13 protein-coding genes are annotated in these 15,256 nt (G+C 66.3%); 7 read left to right on the forward strand and 6 right to left on the reverse strand.

Translation table 11 applies throughout. From position 1 onward, the window contains the following. The first annotated feature begins 141 nt into the window (after window positions 1–141). Both K2R93_02695 and K2R93_02700 read left to right on the forward strand, forming a co-directional pair. Window positions 142–669, forward strand: coding sequence for a PAS domain-containing protein (locus K2R93_02695; protein ID MBY0488729.1), 528 nt, complete (start codon window positions 142–144; stop codon window positions 667–669). A gap of 11 nt (window positions 670–680) precedes the next feature. Beyond that, window positions 681–1,955: a hypothetical protein gene (locus K2R93_02700; GenBank protein ID MBY0488730.1), complete on the forward strand. Its 1,275-nt coding sequence runs from the start codon at window positions 681–683 to the stop codon at window positions 1,953–1,955. Between the two features lie 10 nt (window positions 1,956–1,965). Here K2R93_02700 and cysM read toward each other — a convergent pair whose 3' ends face one another. The 3 genes from cysM to K2R93_02715 are packed head-to-tail and all read right to left on the reverse strand — an operon-like array spanning window position 1,966 to window position 3,812. Then, entirely contained in the window at window positions 1,966–2,874 is a 909-nt protein-coding gene (gene cysM, locus K2R93_02705; protein ID MBY0488731.1) for a cysteine synthase CysM, read from the reverse strand. Between the two features lie 3 nt (window positions 2,875–2,877). Further along, a complete protein-coding gene (locus tag K2R93_02710; protein MBY0488732.1) occupies window positions 2,878–3,351 on the reverse strand; it encodes a hypothetical protein in 474 nt (157 codons plus the stop codon). Next, entirely contained in the window at window positions 3,348–3,812 is a 465-nt protein-coding gene (locus K2R93_02715; GenBank protein ID MBY0488733.1) for a YeeE/YedE family protein, read from the reverse strand. The genes K2R93_02710 and K2R93_02715 overlap by 4 nt, the downstream gene beginning before the upstream one ends. 147 nt (window positions 3,813–3,959) lie before the next feature. Here K2R93_02715 and K2R93_02720 point away from each other — a divergent pair, with 147 nt between their 5' ends. Together K2R93_02720 and K2R93_02725 are read left to right on the forward strand one after the other, a co-directional pair. Beyond that, the gene (locus tag K2R93_02720) at window positions 3,960–4,487 is read left to right on the forward strand and encodes a four helix bundle protein (protein ID MBY0488734.1); all 528 of its coding nucleotides are present in this window, start codon (window positions 3,960–3,962) and stop codon (window positions 4,485–4,487) included. Then, window positions 4,408–5,757: an aminopeptidase P family protein gene (locus K2R93_02725; GenBank protein MBY0488735.1), complete on the forward strand. Its 1,350-nt coding sequence runs from the start codon at window positions 4,408–4,410 to the stop codon at window positions 5,755–5,757. Before K2R93_02720 ends, K2R93_02725 begins: the two co-directional genes overlap by 80 nt. A gap of 4 nt (window positions 5,758–5,761) precedes the next feature. Here K2R93_02725 and K2R93_02730 read toward each other — a convergent pair whose 3' ends face one another. Both K2R93_02730 and K2R93_02735 read right to left on the reverse strand, forming a co-directional pair. Next, entirely contained in the window at window positions 5,762–6,697 is a 936-nt protein-coding gene (locus K2R93_02730) for a class A beta-lactamase-related serine hydrolase (protein MBY0488736.1), read from the reverse strand. Then, window positions 6,694–9,339, reverse strand: a complete 2,646-nt coding sequence (locus tag K2R93_02735) for a serine/threonine-protein kinase (GenBank protein ID MBY0488737.1) — start codon at window positions 9,337–9,339, stop codon at window positions 6,694–6,696. Before K2R93_02735 ends, K2R93_02730 begins: the two co-directional genes overlap by 4 nt. A 738-nt stretch (window positions 9,340–10,077) precedes the next feature. Between K2R93_02735 and K2R93_02740 the strand changes: the two genes are divergently transcribed. Both K2R93_02740 and K2R93_02745 read left to right on the forward strand, forming a co-directional pair. Continuing rightward, on the forward strand, window positions 10,078–10,758 hold the full coding sequence (locus K2R93_02740; protein ID MBY0488738.1) for a hypothetical protein: 681 nt from the start codon (window positions 10,078–10,080) through the stop codon (window positions 10,756–10,758). A gap of 287 nt (window positions 10,759–11,045) precedes the next feature. Beyond that, entirely contained in the window at window positions 11,046–11,579 is a 534-nt protein-coding gene (locus tag K2R93_02745; protein MBY0488739.1) for a hypothetical protein, read from the forward strand. 198 nt (window positions 11,580–11,777) lie between these two features. Here the strand turns inward: K2R93_02745 and K2R93_02750 are convergent, their stop codons facing one another. After that, window positions 11,778–13,757, reverse strand: a complete 1,980-nt coding sequence (locus K2R93_02750; protein MBY0488740.1) for an amidohydrolase family protein — start codon at window positions 13,755–13,757, stop codon at window positions 11,778–11,780. A gap of 77 nt (window positions 13,758–13,834) precedes the next feature. Between K2R93_02750 and K2R93_02755 the strand changes: the two genes are divergently transcribed. Beyond that, window positions 13,835–15,256, forward strand: a complete 1,422-nt coding sequence (locus K2R93_02755; protein MBY0488741.1) for a serine hydrolase — start codon at window positions 13,835–13,837, stop codon at window positions 15,254–15,256.

Genomic DNA, 15,256 nt, shown 5'->3' on the forward strand with positions numbered 1-15,256 from the left:
GAAGATGTGCAATGCAGCCTCGGTTTTTTCGCGCGACGTCAGGGAGTCCCTGATCAAGTGCCGCACGCCGACCGCCGATACCGTACAGATGCCTCTGGTGCGCGACGCGGTGCGCCGGTTCTCCCGCTATCCCTCCCGCAGATGCTCACCCATACGCGCGCCGTACCCACCGGCCAGGAACGTTTCTTCGACACCGAAGAGATCATCGTGTCGAAGACCGACTGCACGGGCAAGATCCTGTACGCCAACGACGTCTTCCTGCGTGTCTCCGGATACGACGAAGCCGAACTCCTTGGTGCGCCGCACAGCATCATCCGCCATCCGGATATGCCGCGGGCGGTCTTCAAGCTGCTCTGGGATACCGTGGAATCCGGCCACGAGATCTTTGCCTACGTCAACAACATGGCGCGCTCAGGCGATTACTACTGGGTGCTGGCGCATGTGACGCCGTCGTTCGACCGGGATGGTCGCATCGTCGGCTATCACTCGAATCGCCGCTGCCCCGATCGCTCGGCCATTGCCAAGGTCGCGCCGCTCTACGACCAGCTGCGCGACATCGAGCGGTCGTTCCCCGATCGGAAGGATGGACTCGTCGCCTCGGTGGCGCGTCTGGAAGGGATACTGGCGTCCGCCGGTGTCTCCTATCACGAGTGGGTGTGGTCTCTCTGAGGAATGACGCCATGCGCCTAGCCACGCCCCCGCGAACGGTTGATGCCTCCCCTGAACTCAGCGCGCTGCGCACCGAGCGTGATGCCCTGCGCACCGAGCGTGACGCGCTGCATGCCGAGCTCGAATCCCTCCGGCAGGGCATCGGCGTCGTCATCGCCGTCTGTGAGCAGACGGCCAATGGCGATCTCGAGCCTCGCGTCCTCGGCATTCCGCGCGAGAGCGCCCTCGGGCCGCTCGCACGAGCCGTGAATCACCTGCTGGACCTCACGGATGCCTTCGTGCGGGAGTCACGTGCATCGCTGCAGCATGCCAGTCAGGAGCTGTACTGGCGGCGCGTGCTCGAACGCGGCTTGCCCGGGAGCTATCGAAACGCCGCGCGCCTGATCAATGGCGCGACCGAGCAGATGGCGGCCAAGACGCAGCAATTACGTGATGCCCGAACGCATCGCTTGCGCCTGGCTGACGATTTCGAAGCCGCCATCAAGGGTGTGGCCGACAGTGTTGCTGCGGCGGCCACCGAAGCTAGTGCCACGGCCGCGACGCTCACCAACACCGCGAACCACACCACCGATCGTTCCACCATGGTGGCCGCGGCCGCCGAGGAAACGAGCCGGAGTATGGAAGTGGTGTCGGCGGCGTCCGAGGAGATCTCGATCACGGTGAATCAGATTTCCCAGCAGTCGCACGACAGCCGCACCATTGCCGAACAGACGGTGCAGGCGGCGAGCACGGCGCGCGAAGTGATGCACGGACTCTCCACGGCGTCGGAGCAGATCTCCCGCGTGGTGAAGCTGATCACGGAGATTGCGAGTCAGACACGACTGCTGGCGCTCAATGCCAACATCGAGGCCGCGCGCGCGGGAGAACTCGGGCGAGGTTTTGCCGTGGTCGCGAGCGAGGTGAAGACGCTGGCCACGCGGACCCGTGATGCGACGGGCGAGATCGAACAGCGCGTCAACGATATTCAAAGTGCCACGCGGAACGCCGTGGCGAGTATTGAAGGAATCGCCGAGGCGATTATGCGCGTCCGCGATACGTCAGCGGCGGTGAACGAGTCGGTGCAGCATCAGCGCGTCGCCACCGAAGAGATCACCCGCAATATTCACGAGGCCGCCGTGGGCACGCGCGAGGTCACGGTGAGCATTACCGCCGTCTCGCAGAGCGCCACCGACACCAGCCTCGCCGCGGGCGATCTGGCGAGCGCGTCGGGCGAGCTGTCGCACATGGCGGAAGTGCTGCAGCTCGAGGTCGTGAAGTTCCTGACCGCCGTGCGCAGCGATCAGTAGCGCACGGTGGTCAGGCGGGAAAGATCCCCGTGGACAGATAGCGGTCGCCACGATCGCAGACGACGAAAACGATCGTGGCCTCGCTGAGCATCTGTGCAATGCGCAGCGCGATCACGCACGCACCGGCTGCACTGGGGCCGCAGAAGATGCCTTCTTCGGCGGCCAGCCGTCGCGCCATGTCCTCGGCGTCGGTCTGTGACACCAGTTCGATGCGATCGACACGCGCCGGATCGTAGATGCGAGGCTGGTAGGCCTCGCTCCATTTGCGGATACCGGCGATCTGCGAGCCTTCGCTGGGCTGCGCGCCCACGATGACGATGTCCGGGTTCTGCTCGCGCAGGTAGCGCGCCGTACCCATGATCGTGCCGGTGGTCCCCATGGCGCTCACGAAGTGCGTGATGCGGCCGTCCGTATCGCGCCAGATTTCGGGGCCAGTGGTTTCGTAGTGCGCGCGTGGATTATCGGGGTTGGCGAACTGGTCGAGTACGCGCCCTTCGCCGCGAGCCTCCATCTGCTGCGCCACATCGCGGGCGTACTCCATGCCCCCCGCGCTCGCCGGCGTGAGGATGAGCTCCGCGCCGTACGCGCGCATGGAGGCCCGTCGCTCGGCGCTCAGGTTGTCGGGCATGATGAGCGTCATGCGATAGCCCGTCATGGCCGCGATCATCGCCATCGCGATCCCGGTGTTGCCACTCGTGGCCTCGATGAGCCGGTCACCTGGGCGGATCTCCCCGCGCTCCTCGGCGCGACGAATCATGCTCAGCACCGGGCGATCCTTCACCGAGCCGCCGGGGTTGTTGCCTTCGAGCTTGCCGAGGATCGTGACGCCCCGGGCCTCGAGCGCGGCGCCGGGTAGGCGCTGCAGCCGCACGAGCGGCGTGTTGCCGATGGTCTGGTCGATGGTGTGGAAGCGATCCATGGCTCAGCGAGAAGCGGAACGTTGCGTGGCGCCGTGCACGAAGGCACCCACCGCGATACCGGCGATGGCGTACGCCAGTTCCCAGCTGCCGGCGCCAAGGCCGGCGATGCTGGGACCGGGGCAGACGCCACAGAGCCCCCAGCCAATGCCGAAGATCGCCGCCCCCACGATGGTATCCCGATCCATCACGCTCTCGTGCCTGCCGAATGCGCCGCCGAAGAGCGGCTGGGTCATGAGTCGCGGGGCGAATTGATAGGCCACGAGCGTGACCGACAGGGCGCCGCCCATGACGAGCAGCAGGCCGAAGTCGGTGAGCTGCAGGAAACTCAGCACCACGCCCGGCTGGATCATGGTGGACCACGCGAGCCCAAAGCCAAAGAGCGCGCCGGCCGCGAGCGCCGCACCGAGCTGGGTGAGCGAGCGCACGGGGACCCGCGACGTGGTGGTTTCGGCCGGCAGTACGGTCGCGGGGGTCATGCGCCCACCCGGAGCATCAGCTGCGCGGTGAGGATGGCGGTAGCCATGAAGGTGAGGACCGCGGCGAGCGATGGCCGGCCGAGCGACGCCAGCCCGCAGATGCCGTGCCCCGACGTGCAACCGCGGCCCAGTCGCGCGCCGTACCCCACGAGCAGACCGCCCACGAAGAGCTGCAGCGGGGGCACCGTGACCGCGACGCGCGTGGCCGGACCCACGGTACGCCACCACACGAAGGCGCCCACGATCAGCCCCACGGCATACGCCACCCGCCAGCGGCGGCTGTTCACCAGCCTGGGCTGCTGAAAGAACGGGCGGCGCGAGAACCACGACCACGTGGACGAATACACGGTACTCATGCCGCCCACGAGGCCCGTGAGCACAAAGAGCAACGCGACGCCGGTCCCGATCAGCAGACCGCCGGCGAGATAGTGCTGCCAGCCGTGAGGAAAGAGTTGGGGCATGGAGGGAATCTGGTGGGGGCGTCCAGTGGTGGGGGCAACCTTTCGTCCCATTGCGTCGATTCGGCACCGTGTGCGTTGAAATGGTGAGACTCGCGCCCGGCGTCGGCGCTAGGGTAGCGCATGGCACACAATCCCCAACGTCTCCTCGTGGTCCAGCGCGCCGATGCGCTGGTCATTGAGGTCCATCGCCTGGCCAGCCGCCGTGCTCGGCAGCTGAGCCAGCTGTCGCCTGGCTTGCGAAACCAGCTGCTCCGCGCTGTCGTGTCGGTGAGTGCGAATCTGGGCGAGGCGTGCGGCCCCCACTCGCCGCAGAAGGCGGCCTCGCAGATTGATATTGCGATCGGCTCGCTGAATGAGGTGGAGCGTATGCTCACCCTCATGCAGCAGCTAGGCGCACTCGGCGAGGACGCCGGCGAACGTATTCGGGACACGCAGCAGGTGCGGGCGTTGGCCTACGGCTTCCGGCGACGTGTCCTGGGCACCCTCCGCCCCCAAGATCCAGATCGGACATCCGACCTCAGCGCCCGAGACCGACTTCGGAGGCCCGATGGCTTTCGAGTTCTGATGTCCGATGATCTGGGGCTACTTTTGTCGCATGCGCCGAATCCTGCCCCTCCTCCTTCTCGTGGCTGCACCGCTCGTGGCGCAGCCGCGGGCCTCCGTGCGTGTGCCTGAGGCCGACGCCCTGCTCTCCTGGTCGCAGCAGATCGCCATGCGCGAGTCGTGGCTCGCCAAGCGGCACGCGCTGCTGCTGCCCATGATGCGCCGCCACCGCATCGGCATGTGGATCGTGGTCAACGAAGAGTTCCACGATGATCCGCTGACACCCTTCATCGCACCGCCGCGGCCGTACACCGGCAACCGCGACCTCTTCGTGTTCATCGACGCAGGCGACGCCGGCCTCAAGAAGTTCGCCGTCACCGGCTATACCGAGGAGAATCTCGCGCGCTTCTTCGACGCGCCCTTCACGGAACCGCGGCCGCCCGCCGCGACGCTGCGCGATCTTTATCAGCAGTACAAGCCGGCCACGGTGGGGCTCGCCATCAGGGGCACGCGCGGGCAGACGCGCTCGCTCGGCTTCGACGCCTATCGGTTCATCGCCGAGACGCTGGGACCAGACGCCGAAAAGACCTTCGTGAGCGCCGCTGACCTGACGCAGGAGTACCTCGACACCCGGCTGCCCGAAGAGCTCGAGCACTTCCGTACGGCGGTGGCGGTCACGGAAGCCATCACGAAGCGCGCGCTGTCGAACGCCGTGATCACGCCGGGCAAGACCACGGTGGGCGATGTGCGCCGCGCGCTCTATGACATGCTCTGGGCGGCCGGCGTGCGCACCTGGTTCCAGCCGGATCTGCGCGTGCAGCGCGCCGGCGAAGAGAACGCCACGTCACGCGGCTTTCTGGCGATTGCACCCGAGTCGATGGTGCTCAAGCCCGGCGATGCCGTGCACGTGGATTTCGGTATCAGCTACATGGGCTTCGATACCGACTGGCAGAAGATGGCCTACATCCTCAAGCCGGGCGAAAAGGATGCGCCGACCGGGCTCAAGCAGGCGATGGCCAACGCGAGCGCGCTCCAGGACGCGCTCACCCAGAAGGTTGCCCGCCCCGGCATGACGGGTGGCTCGGTGTTCAACGGCGTCATGGCCGAGATGAAGCAGAAAGGCATCGAGGCCATGATCTACTCGCACCCCATCGGCAATCAGGGGCATGGGCTCGGCACGAGCATCGACTTTCGGAGCCCCCTGCGCAGCGACACTACGGCGCAGAACGCGCGCCTGCGGCTCGGCTCGTATCTCTCGGTGGAGCTCAACGCCGCCACGCCCGTGCCCGAGTGGGGCGGCAAGAAGCTGTTTGTGATGATGGAAGACGACGCGTATCTGACGGAGACGGGCTACAAGTTCTTCCGGCCGCGTCAGGAGGCGTGGTACCTGATCAAGCCGTAGGCGATCACTTCGCGGCGCCGTCGAAGTAGGCGACGACCGTGCGGGCCATCTCGCCGATGCGATCTTCAGCTTCGCCGTAGTTCCCCTTGATGTCGTTCGTGCACACCACGATCACGATCGGCCCCGACTTGGCGAAGATTACGCCCACGTCGTTGGCGAGATAGGGCGGCCAGTCGCCGGTCTTGTGGGCGACGGGGACCTCGAGGTAGTGCGGGAGGCGGCGGTCGCCCGAGAGCTGATTGCGCATCATGCGCATCATCTCCTCACAGCGCGCTTTGCTGGCCAACGGCGTCCTCTTGGCCGAGCCGTCGGCGCAGCGTTGCATGCGTTCGAGCAGGGCGCCCACGGCGCGCGGCGTGATCGCGCCCAGCCAGTAGGCGCGCTTGTTGGCGACGGCGTCGCGCGGATTGGTGGTGTAGCCAGGCGTGCGCACCGCAGCGAACACGTCAGCCACCGTGAAGAGCAGTTCCATCCCGCCGCCGTTGGACGCGATCCATTCGTTGACCTTGGCAACGCCGCCCACCTGACCGATCGCGAGATCGGTCGCGGTGTTGTCGCTGGTGATGACCATCTGCGCCAGCACATCGCGCAGCGTGGGCTGCAGCCCCGGATCGAAGCGCTGCAGGATCCCACTCCCGCCGCGCTTGTTCTCGGCGGTGATGGTGAGGCGGCTGTCGAGCGAGAGCATGCCCTTGTCCACCATCTGCATGGCGAGCGCGAGCACCGGCAGCTTGATCACACTGGCCGAGTTGAAGCTGACATCGGCGCGGACCTCGGCTTCTTCGCCGGTGGTCAGGTGCTTGACGTAGACGCCGGCGGAGCCGGGAAAGCGGGCGACCTGTTCAGCAAGCACGCGGGAGAGTGCACTGGACGCCTGCGCGTGCGCCGCGTGCGTGCTGATCGCGCCGGCAAGGATCAGCGTGGTGACGCGACGGATCATTGTTTGAGGCGCTCCTCGACGTACTTGGGGAAGTTGGTGAGGACGTTGATGCGATTCGTACGAACGGCTGGTGGCGACGTGATAAGAATCAGATTGCCCTTGGGATCAACGGAGTACGAGACTTGCGCCTGCGCGAACTCGCCGCGGAGATATGGACGCTCTGGACCTATCCGACGCCCACTCTCGTCAATGGTGAGTTGATACCAGGTATCGCCAGCTCGGCCGATGACGCTGCGGCTATCGGCGGTCCATGCTGGACCATCGTAGTCGCCACGACTGCTGATCTGTACAACTGATTCACGACTTGCGCTCGCCGTCGGTGCGAGGAACAGTCCCGATGGATTTCGAACAATCACCCACTTGCCGTCAGGCGAGAACGCACAGCTCCCAAATCCTTCCGGTGTGAGCTGAATTATGTCGTTCGGTGCGTTGGACGCCCAGAGCTTTCCATTCCGACAGCGATAACGATCGTTTGCCGATTGACCCAACAGGCCCGGCGCGCTCGCGTCCAATGTCACGAGTCCATCGATACTCGACAGCAAACGATGCCCATAGCGACGCGAGATCACGACCATGGGAAAGAACGCATTCGTGACGAAACTGAATGGTTCGATTGAGCTGGTGAGGCGTTTCACTTCTCTCGTACCGGTCACCAGATCCAAGAGAATCAGCGAGGTGGAGCTGAGGATGTGGCCCAGGCTGTACGCGACATACCGTCCATTTGGGGACATGATCACGCTCGTGATTGGCTCATCGGCCACGGCGATCGTATCGACAACTTTGCCGCTCGGCGAGACGCGCACGATCGCCGACTGTCCGCTCGTTCCTCCCTGGAGGTGGTTCGACGCCCACACCATGGTCCCTTCGTTCGTAAAGCTGATTTGCGCCTCACGGGGCATCGATTCACTGCGGATTCCGGTGAACACCATCTTGGGCTGCTGGCGAAGTCTCGCGGAACCCAAGTCAACCGGTGCCACCCACAAGTTCGAGTCGCGAACGAAGGCGAGATACTTTTCACCAATGATCCGAGGGCTTATGCCGGCGATATCCAGCGTGGAATCTTCAGCTGGATGCACAGTCCGAACCTTACGTTGCTTGAAATCATAGAGCGCGACACTTGTGTCCACGGTGATGGCGGTGAGATCAGCGCGCGTGCGCGCTGTCGCAGGTACGACGGCAAGGCATGCCGTCGAGTCCGGGGGAAGAACACGTCCGTTCGTGATATCCAGAGTTGAGAAGCACGTTTGGAAATCACCGTAGTTCAATCGACTATCGCCTGCCCACGACAGATTCTGCAGGATTACGGTCGTCCGATGAACGAGCGTGGGTACGGGCGCATCCAAGGCCACTTTCCAGATCTGAGTGCCCGAGGCCCCCTGGATTCTCGCGAATGCGAGTTCATCGCTACGAGGAGAGACGGTAGGAAGAAGCGCCCCGTCAGTTCCCGGGATGAGCTTCACTTGCCCGCTCGCAAGGTCAGCAACCGCCAGCCGTGGCGTACTGTCGACTATGGTGTTGTAGACCAGCCTCCGACCATCCGGGGAAATGTCGAGACTTCGCAAGCGCACACCCCAGATGTCTTTTGCCGACACCATCGGCAGACTATCCGGCAGCGCAATCGAGTAAAACCGCGGCTCCCCGCTACTCGCCGCCGCCGTATTCACCGCCGGCGTCATGACCCGCGGCACCACCAACGCCGCCGCCACTCCCGCCACACCCACACCCGCATACACCATCGCTCGCCGCTTCCACACCCGCTCCGCGCCCGGCAGCGCGCGTGTGCTGCGATAGCCGCCACTCGCGTCCGCGCCCAGCGCCTCGATGAACTGCGCCACCGTATCGAAGCGATCGGCCGGCACCTTCTCCAGGGCACGCGCCAGCGCATCGCTCACACCCGACGGCACACTCGCGCGCGCGGTCTCGATGCGCGCCGGCACCTCCGTCATGAGTTTGCTCATCACCGCCGCCGCACTCGCGCCCGTGAACGGCGGCGCGCCGGCGAGCATCTCGTACAGCACGCTCGCCAGCGAGTACTGATCACTGCGGCCATCGAGCTGGCGCTCGGCGGCGGCCTGCTCCGGGCTCATGTACGCGGGCGTGCCGACACTCAAGCCCGTCTGGGTGATGCGCGTCCCGCCGGCGTTGCTCACGGCGAGGGCAATGCCGAAGTCGGCGACGAGCGGCTGCCCGTCCTGCAGCAGGATGTTCTCGGGCTTGATGTCGCGATGGATCACGCCCTGCCGGTGCGCGTAGTCGAGCGCCGCGCCGATCCCGCGCGCCAGGCGCACCGTTTCGGCGACCGAGAGCTGCCCCTCCCGCTGCAGCCGGCTGCGCAGCGTCTCTCCCGACACAAACGGCATGACATAGAACACCAGCCCCGCCGCCGCACCGGAATCGAAGAGCGGCAGGATGTTCGGATGCTGCAGGTTCGCGGTGGTGCGGATCTCCGACAGGAACCGCTCTGCGCCCAGCACCGCGCCCAGTTCGGCGTGCAGCACCTTGAGCGCGACCTGACGCTCATGACGGAGATCGCGCGCGAGGAACACGGTGGCCATGCCGCCCCGTCCGAGTTCGCGCTCCAACGCATAGCGGTCGGCAATCGCCGATCGCAGGGTATCGAAGGTCCCGGTGTCCGAGCTCATCGGGGGAACGTATCCCCCGCCCTCAGACCTGCCAGCCGCAGCTTCCTCGCGTTGCGGCGAGGTCCATCCCGCGACGTCTATTACGGATCTCGGAAATCGCGCGCGTTGCCGTGATCGCTGGCGAATACGCGGCGCCGCGCAATCGCGCCGACAGCGCGTTTGGGTACGCAGTTGATCGGACCCTCTGAGTTCGGGCCCGGTCGGGCCTCAGAACTCGGTCTCGGCCACGGGAGTCAGACAACAGACTTCGGGATTCAGCCATCGACGCCGATGTCCGAGTCCCGAGGTCTGCGTACCGACATCGGCGTCCGAGACCGAGTTCCGAGGCCCGACTAGGGCCTGAAGTCCGATATCCGACCTCTCCCCTTCGCAAACGGGGTTAGCGGGCTCGGCAACGCCCCGGGCGACGTGCCTGCTCGCAGTGATGAGGTCGGCACTCATCGATGAACGAAGGTTCACGCGCCGAACGCTTACGCGGCACGCCACGACGCCGACTATTCAAGGACGCAGCGACGGCCGTGTCGACCGCCTGCCCAAGTTCGTCGCAGCTGGAGGCCTGAGCCGACGACGTGGTCGGCGCGTACCGCTTACGCTGGAGTCGTGATGCGTCGTGCCAGCTCCATCTCATTCGGACCGCTCGTGCTCGCCCTGTGTGCCGCGTGCACGTCCGCGGCCGACCGTTCGACCGGCCCTGACGTCCCCTCGCCGCCGGTGTTGAACGCCAAGCGAGACAGCGTTGTGTCGTTCACCGTGCTCGAAGGTGCGCTCGCCGCCACATGGTATCGCTGGACCACGATGCCAACCCTTCGCATTGCGGCCAAGGCGGACAGCAATCGGGCCGCCGTGGGGGCAACGGTCTCGGTCAGCGTCCTGCGCGGCGGCGGCTCGGTCAGCGCCACACGCTTCGTGCTCGGCGCGGACGGAGAGATTCGCGACCTGCAATGGACACTGGGGCCGGACATCGGCCTGCAGCAGATCGTGCTGTCCGCCGCGAAGGGCCGCACCGACACTCTCTCGGTAGTGGCGCGCTCCACGAGTCCCGAGCATCCAGGCGATGGCATCTACGTCCTGTTTGAGCAGTCCGGGCTGATGCTGCCGAGCCGCGCCAGCGGCATGGTCAGTGGTCAGTGGATGACCAACGCGATGCTTACGGGAGCGATCATCGATATTGTCGATCACCGCTTCACCGTCCGGCATCAGTTCGCGAATACCCAGCCGGCAGCCATGAGCGGTGAGGTGATCGAACAGGCCGACCGATCGTTGACGTTTGTGGCGATTGACGCCTCAGGCATGCGCGCGACGGTGGCCACCGGACGACGCGAAGTGAACGACGTGCTGACCTTGCTCGGGTCGTCGTCGACGGGGCCGTGGTTCGCGTATGGCCTGCAGAAGTTTGTTCGGGCGCAGGATCCGTTCTAACCGATCGACGGGCTCGGCGCGCCACACGCCCCGCTGACGGCCTCCGCGCCTTCAGCGGGGCGTTTGCCGTTCAGCCGAACCGCGTGTGCATGTCACGTTGCGATACAGTGGAATTCACCCTGTTACGTCTGTTTCGAATTCAGGAAGACACGACCCGCATTGCAAGTTCTTGTCATTCAACGCTTTGCTTGAAATGGGGCGCTCGAGTACGCGAGGCGCGGCTTATGCCTGATGTGATGGCACGGCGGACGACCCGCCACACTCTTTCCTCGCTCACGGAACCGACCATGCGCCTCCGCTCACTCCTCGGCCTCTTCGCCGTCGCGACGCTTGCTGCCTGCAGCAATGCCGACGTCACGGCGCCCACGGTTGCTGCCCTCCCCCGCCTCCAGGGCGGTTCGGGCGGCGGCATCGACACCTCGACGACCAGCGGCGGTGGTGGTGGCGGCGGTGGTGGCGGCGGTGGCGGCGGCAGCACGTCGGGCTCGTGCGGCACGCTCTCGGCCACCATCTCCACGTACAACATCGTGGTCTACACGACGCGCACCGGCATCGGCTTCAGCGGCAGCGCCTACAACTGCGGCACGCGCAACGAAGCGTTCGAAGTGGATGTGGTGGATACGGAAACGGATCCGGCCTGCGTCGTGAACGTCCCGCACTTCATCGCCGCGAAGAACACCGCGCCGGGCGGCACGCAGTTTTGGTCGGCCAACTCCACGCTCGTGCCCTGCCAGAACCGCACGCACACGTTCAACCTGCGCCTGTGGGATACCAAGAACGGGCAGACGCTGGATACCAAGACCGTCAGCGCCTTCCTGTAGGCCATTCGTCGGACGTCCGACGTCAGGTCAAAGTCGGGCCTCCGAACTCGGTCTCGGCCACAGGAGTCGGAAAACAGACCTCGGGATTCAGACATCGCCACCGATGTCCGAATCCCGAGGTCTGCGTGCTGACATCGGCGTCTGAGACCGAGTTCCGAGGCCCGACTCAGGCTGAGGTCCGAGGTCCGACTTTTCGCTCTAGAAGTCGGGGTCGCCGGGCTCGGCGATACCCCACGCGCCGAGTCCGCTCGCACCGCCGGCGCTCCCGGCGGCCTTCTCGAGTTCACTCACCGTGTACATCCGTCGCCCGCGAATGACCGTCTCGAGCTTGCTCAGGTCTGCCATGCGCTCCAGCGGATTGCCGTTCACGATGAGCACATCGCTCACCTTCCCCACCGCAACACTGCCGTAGTCACGCTCCTCGCGCATGATGCGGGCGGATTCGATGGTGGCGACCTGCAGAATCTTGGCCCGCGGAATACCGGCCAGCTCCATCATCGTGAGCTCGCGGCGATACGTCGTGCTCGCCGCGTTGTCGGTGCCCGCCGTGAGCGGGACGCCAGCGGCGTACAAGCGCCGCAGCAGGGTCATGTACGCCGAATCCGCGCGCAGCTGATCGCGGGAGCCGCCCGCCCCCACCGACGCGCCGCCGCCACCGATCCACAGATTGAAGGTGCCGTCCACCACCGTGTTGTGCGCCTTGAGGTACTCGATGAGCCGCGTCATCGGGGCGCCGTTCACATCGATCGTGGGCGCCACCGCCGTCGCGACCTGCGAATACGCGCGCATCTGCGGCAGATAGAGCGAGTCCTGATAGAAGTTCGAGAAGAAGAACGCCGCGTGCTGGATCTCGTCGTAGCCAAGTCCCACCGCGGCCTCGATCGACAGGCCGCGCGGGATGTGTCCGCTCAAGCGCATGCCGCGCTTCTTGGCCTCGGCGGCAATCACCGGTACGAGATCGGGGTGCAGCACGTTGTACAGCTTGATCTGCTTGTAGCCGAGCGAGTCGTAGCGCGCGACCCAGCGCCGGGCTTCGGCTTCGGTGCTGACGACGGTGGCCGTCGGACCGGCCCACGCGAGCGGGCCTTCCATGAAACCGGCGAGGATGTAGCGCGGCGCCGCGAGTTTGCCGGCGCGTACGCGATCGCGCAATGACACGGCGACATCCACATCGGCGGCCAGATCGCGCGCGGTGGTGATCCCCTGCGCGAGCTGCGTCATGCCGAAGACGTACTGCGTGGCCACCTGCGCGTGCGCATGCATCTCCCACATGCCGGGCATCACCGTCTTGCCGGTGACATCCACCACGGTGGCGCCAGCGGGTACGGTGACGCTCGAGGCGGCTCCCACCTCGACGATGCGCCCGTCACGGATCACGACCGACTGCTGGGGCACGAGCACGCCGCGCTCGCTGTCGAACACGTTCCCGTTACGCAGGACCAGCGTGCCGACGTCCTTGCCCACGGTCTTCGCTGCCGCTTCCGCGCGGGCATCACGCCAGCGCAGTTCGATGGCGCGCAGCGCCGGCATCAGCGGCACCACGTCCGGACGCACCGTGATGAACCAGGCGATTTCGGTGGCCAAGAGCCCACCGCGTTCGTCGATCCACACGCCATACGGATTGGGGGTCGTGCCGCGATAGATCATCACCAGCCGGGCGCGCTGTCGCGCGGCGCCGCGGCGCAGCACCGTATCGGCAATGAGCTCGGCGCGCAGCGTCGGCCCACCGGCGATGCGCGCCGGGCGACGCTTCGCGCTGAGCAGCGCCTGCGCGAGCTCCGCTTGCGCCCACGGCGTGTCGCCGCGCAGCGCGAGCCAATCGGTCGCGCCGCGCGCACTCGCCCGTACGCCGCCAGGTCCGCTGGGCACCCCTTGGCGCACCGAGTCACGCGTGCTGCTGAACGCCTCGGTGGGTTCGCCGGCGGAGCCATCGGCCAGCACCGGGCGGGATTCTCCGCTGACCACGCGACCGTCCGGACCGACGCGATAGCGGGTCTCGAGCCGTGTGCCGCGATTGCGGTCGGTAAAGACCCACCGCGCGATCACCGAATCGCCGCGATGCGTCACCACGAGGTCACCGGCCTCGCGACCGTGGTTGCTCACGATCCAGCGCGCGCTGTCGGCGGCGGATCCGTGCAGAACGGCCGCCATCGCGACCGAAAGCAGAAGAGTCGTCATGCCCGAAAGTGTGGCGCGGCGCCGGGATTCGGCTAGTCTCAAGGCATCGTTGCTTCCACCTCTTTCGGACTCCGTGCATGTTCGCGCTCGATCGGCGTTGCCTCGCTCTGGTGACGTGCGCAGCACTCGCTGCCGTCACCCCCTCGCTCTCCGCTCAGCCCCGCGCGTTTCCCTCCGATTCGGCCATCCGTGCCGTGCTGGTGGCACGCGTGAACGGTGGCATTGCCCCGGGATACGCGGTCGGGCTCATCGACTCGACGGGCGCAACGCGCATCATCACCGTGGGGACCGGCGCAGGCTCAGCGCCAGTGGACGCGCACACGCTCTTCGAGATTGGCTCGATCACGAAGACGTTTACGGGCACCATCCTCGCGAGCATGGTCGCCGACCGGTCTGTCCGGCTGGACCAACCCGTCGCCGAGCTGCTTCCGCCGGGCACGCGCATTCCCGCTCGCGGTGCGCGGCAGATCACGCTGCTCGATCTGGCCACGCAGAGCTCCGGGCTGCCGCGCATGCCCGGCAACTTCGCGCCGAAGGATCCCACGAATCCGTACGCCGATTACGACGGCGCCCGCATGCTGAGCTTTCTCGCCAGCTACGAACTCACCCGCGATCCGGGCGCGGCGTACGACTACTCCAATCTCGGCGTCGGCCTCCTGGGCTATGCACTGGCGGCCCGCGCAAAGCAGAGCTACGAGCAGCTCGTGACCAAGCGCGTCCTGGCGCCACTCGGCATGCGCGAATCGGCCGTCGCGCTCACGCCGGCGCTGCGGGCCCGTATGTCCACCGGCCATGATGCCAGCGGGGCGGCCGTTCCCCTCTGGGATCTCGATGCCATCGCGGGCGCCGGCGCCCTACGCAGCAGCATCACCGACATGCTGCGCTATCTCGAGGCCAATCTCGCGGCCGATGTGGATCCGACCAGCGCGAAGACGCATGGCCTGGGCGCCGTCCTCGCCGACGCTCACGCGGCGCGCTATACCAAGGGGCCATCCGGCATGTCGTTGGGGCTCGCCTGGCATCGGCTGCCAGGCCCCGGCGGCGACACGATCGTGTGGCACAACGGTGGAACCGGCGGCTTCACGTCGTTCCTGGGCTACAGCGCGAAGCGCAAGATGGGCGTGGTCATTCTGGCCAACTCCACGTCGGGCCCCGATGGCATCGCGATGCACTGGCTGGCCGGTGCACCCCTGCCGGCGGCGACCAAACCGCGGAATGCCACGCGGGCGGCCATCACCTTGCCCCCCGAGACGCTCGACCGCTACGTCGGGCGATTCGAGATCACGCCGGCGTTTTCGCTCACCGTGGCCCGCACCGGCAACTCGCTCACGCTCACGGCCACGGCGCAGCCCACGTTGGCGCTGCTCGCCGAGTCTCCCACGCGCTTCTTCGTGCGCGAAGTCGAAGCCGACCTCGAGTACGAATTCGATGCCGCCGGCAACGCCGTGTCGCTGACGCTGCTGCAGCAGGGCGCCAAGATGCGCGGCGTCCGGAAGTAA

This window comes from Gemmatimonadaceae bacterium (assembly GCA_019752115.1).
Taxonomy (GTDB): Bacteria; Gemmatimonadota; Gemmatimonadetes; order Gemmatimonadales; family Gemmatimonadaceae; genus Gemmatimonas.

Coding starts and splice junctions, on each gene's coding strand:
- K2R93_02730 (MBY0488736.1), bottom strand. CDS start 6,697: ATGATCCGTCGCGTCACCACGCTGATCCTTGCCGGCGCGATCAGCACG.
- cysM (MBY0488731.1), bottom strand. CDS start 2,874: ATGGATCGCTTCCACACCATCGACCAGACCATCGGCAACACGCCGCTC.
- K2R93_02700 (MBY0488730.1), top strand. CDS start 681: ATGCGCCTAGCCACGCCCCCGCGAACGGTTGATGCCTCCCCTGAACTC.
- K2R93_02725 (MBY0488735.1), top strand. CDS start 4,408: ATGCGCCGAATCCTGCCCCTCCTCCTTCTCGTGGCTGCACCGCTCGTG.
- K2R93_02755 (MBY0488741.1), top strand. CDS start 13,835: ATGTTCGCGCTCGATCGGCGTTGCCTCGCTCTGGTGACGTGCGCAGCA.
- K2R93_02695 (MBY0488729.1), top strand. CDS start 142: ATGCTCACCCATACGCGCGCCGTACCCACCGGCCAGGAACGTTTCTTC.
- K2R93_02745 (MBY0488739.1), top strand. CDS start 11,046: ATGCGCCTCCGCTCACTCCTCGGCCTCTTCGCCGTCGCGACGCTTGCT.
- K2R93_02710 (MBY0488732.1), bottom strand. CDS start 3,351: ATGACCCCCGCGACCGTACTGCCGGCCGAAACCACCACGTCGCGGGTC.
- K2R93_02750 (MBY0488740.1), bottom strand. CDS start 13,757: ATGACGACTCTTCTGCTTTCGGTCGCGATGGCGGCCGTTCTGCACGGA.
- K2R93_02735 (MBY0488737.1), bottom strand. CDS start 9,339: ATGAGCTCGGACACCGGGACCTTCGATACCCTGCGATCGGCGATTGCC.
- K2R93_02715 (MBY0488733.1), bottom strand. CDS start 3,812: ATGCCCCAACTCTTTCCTCACGGCTGGCAGCACTATCTCGCCGGCGGT.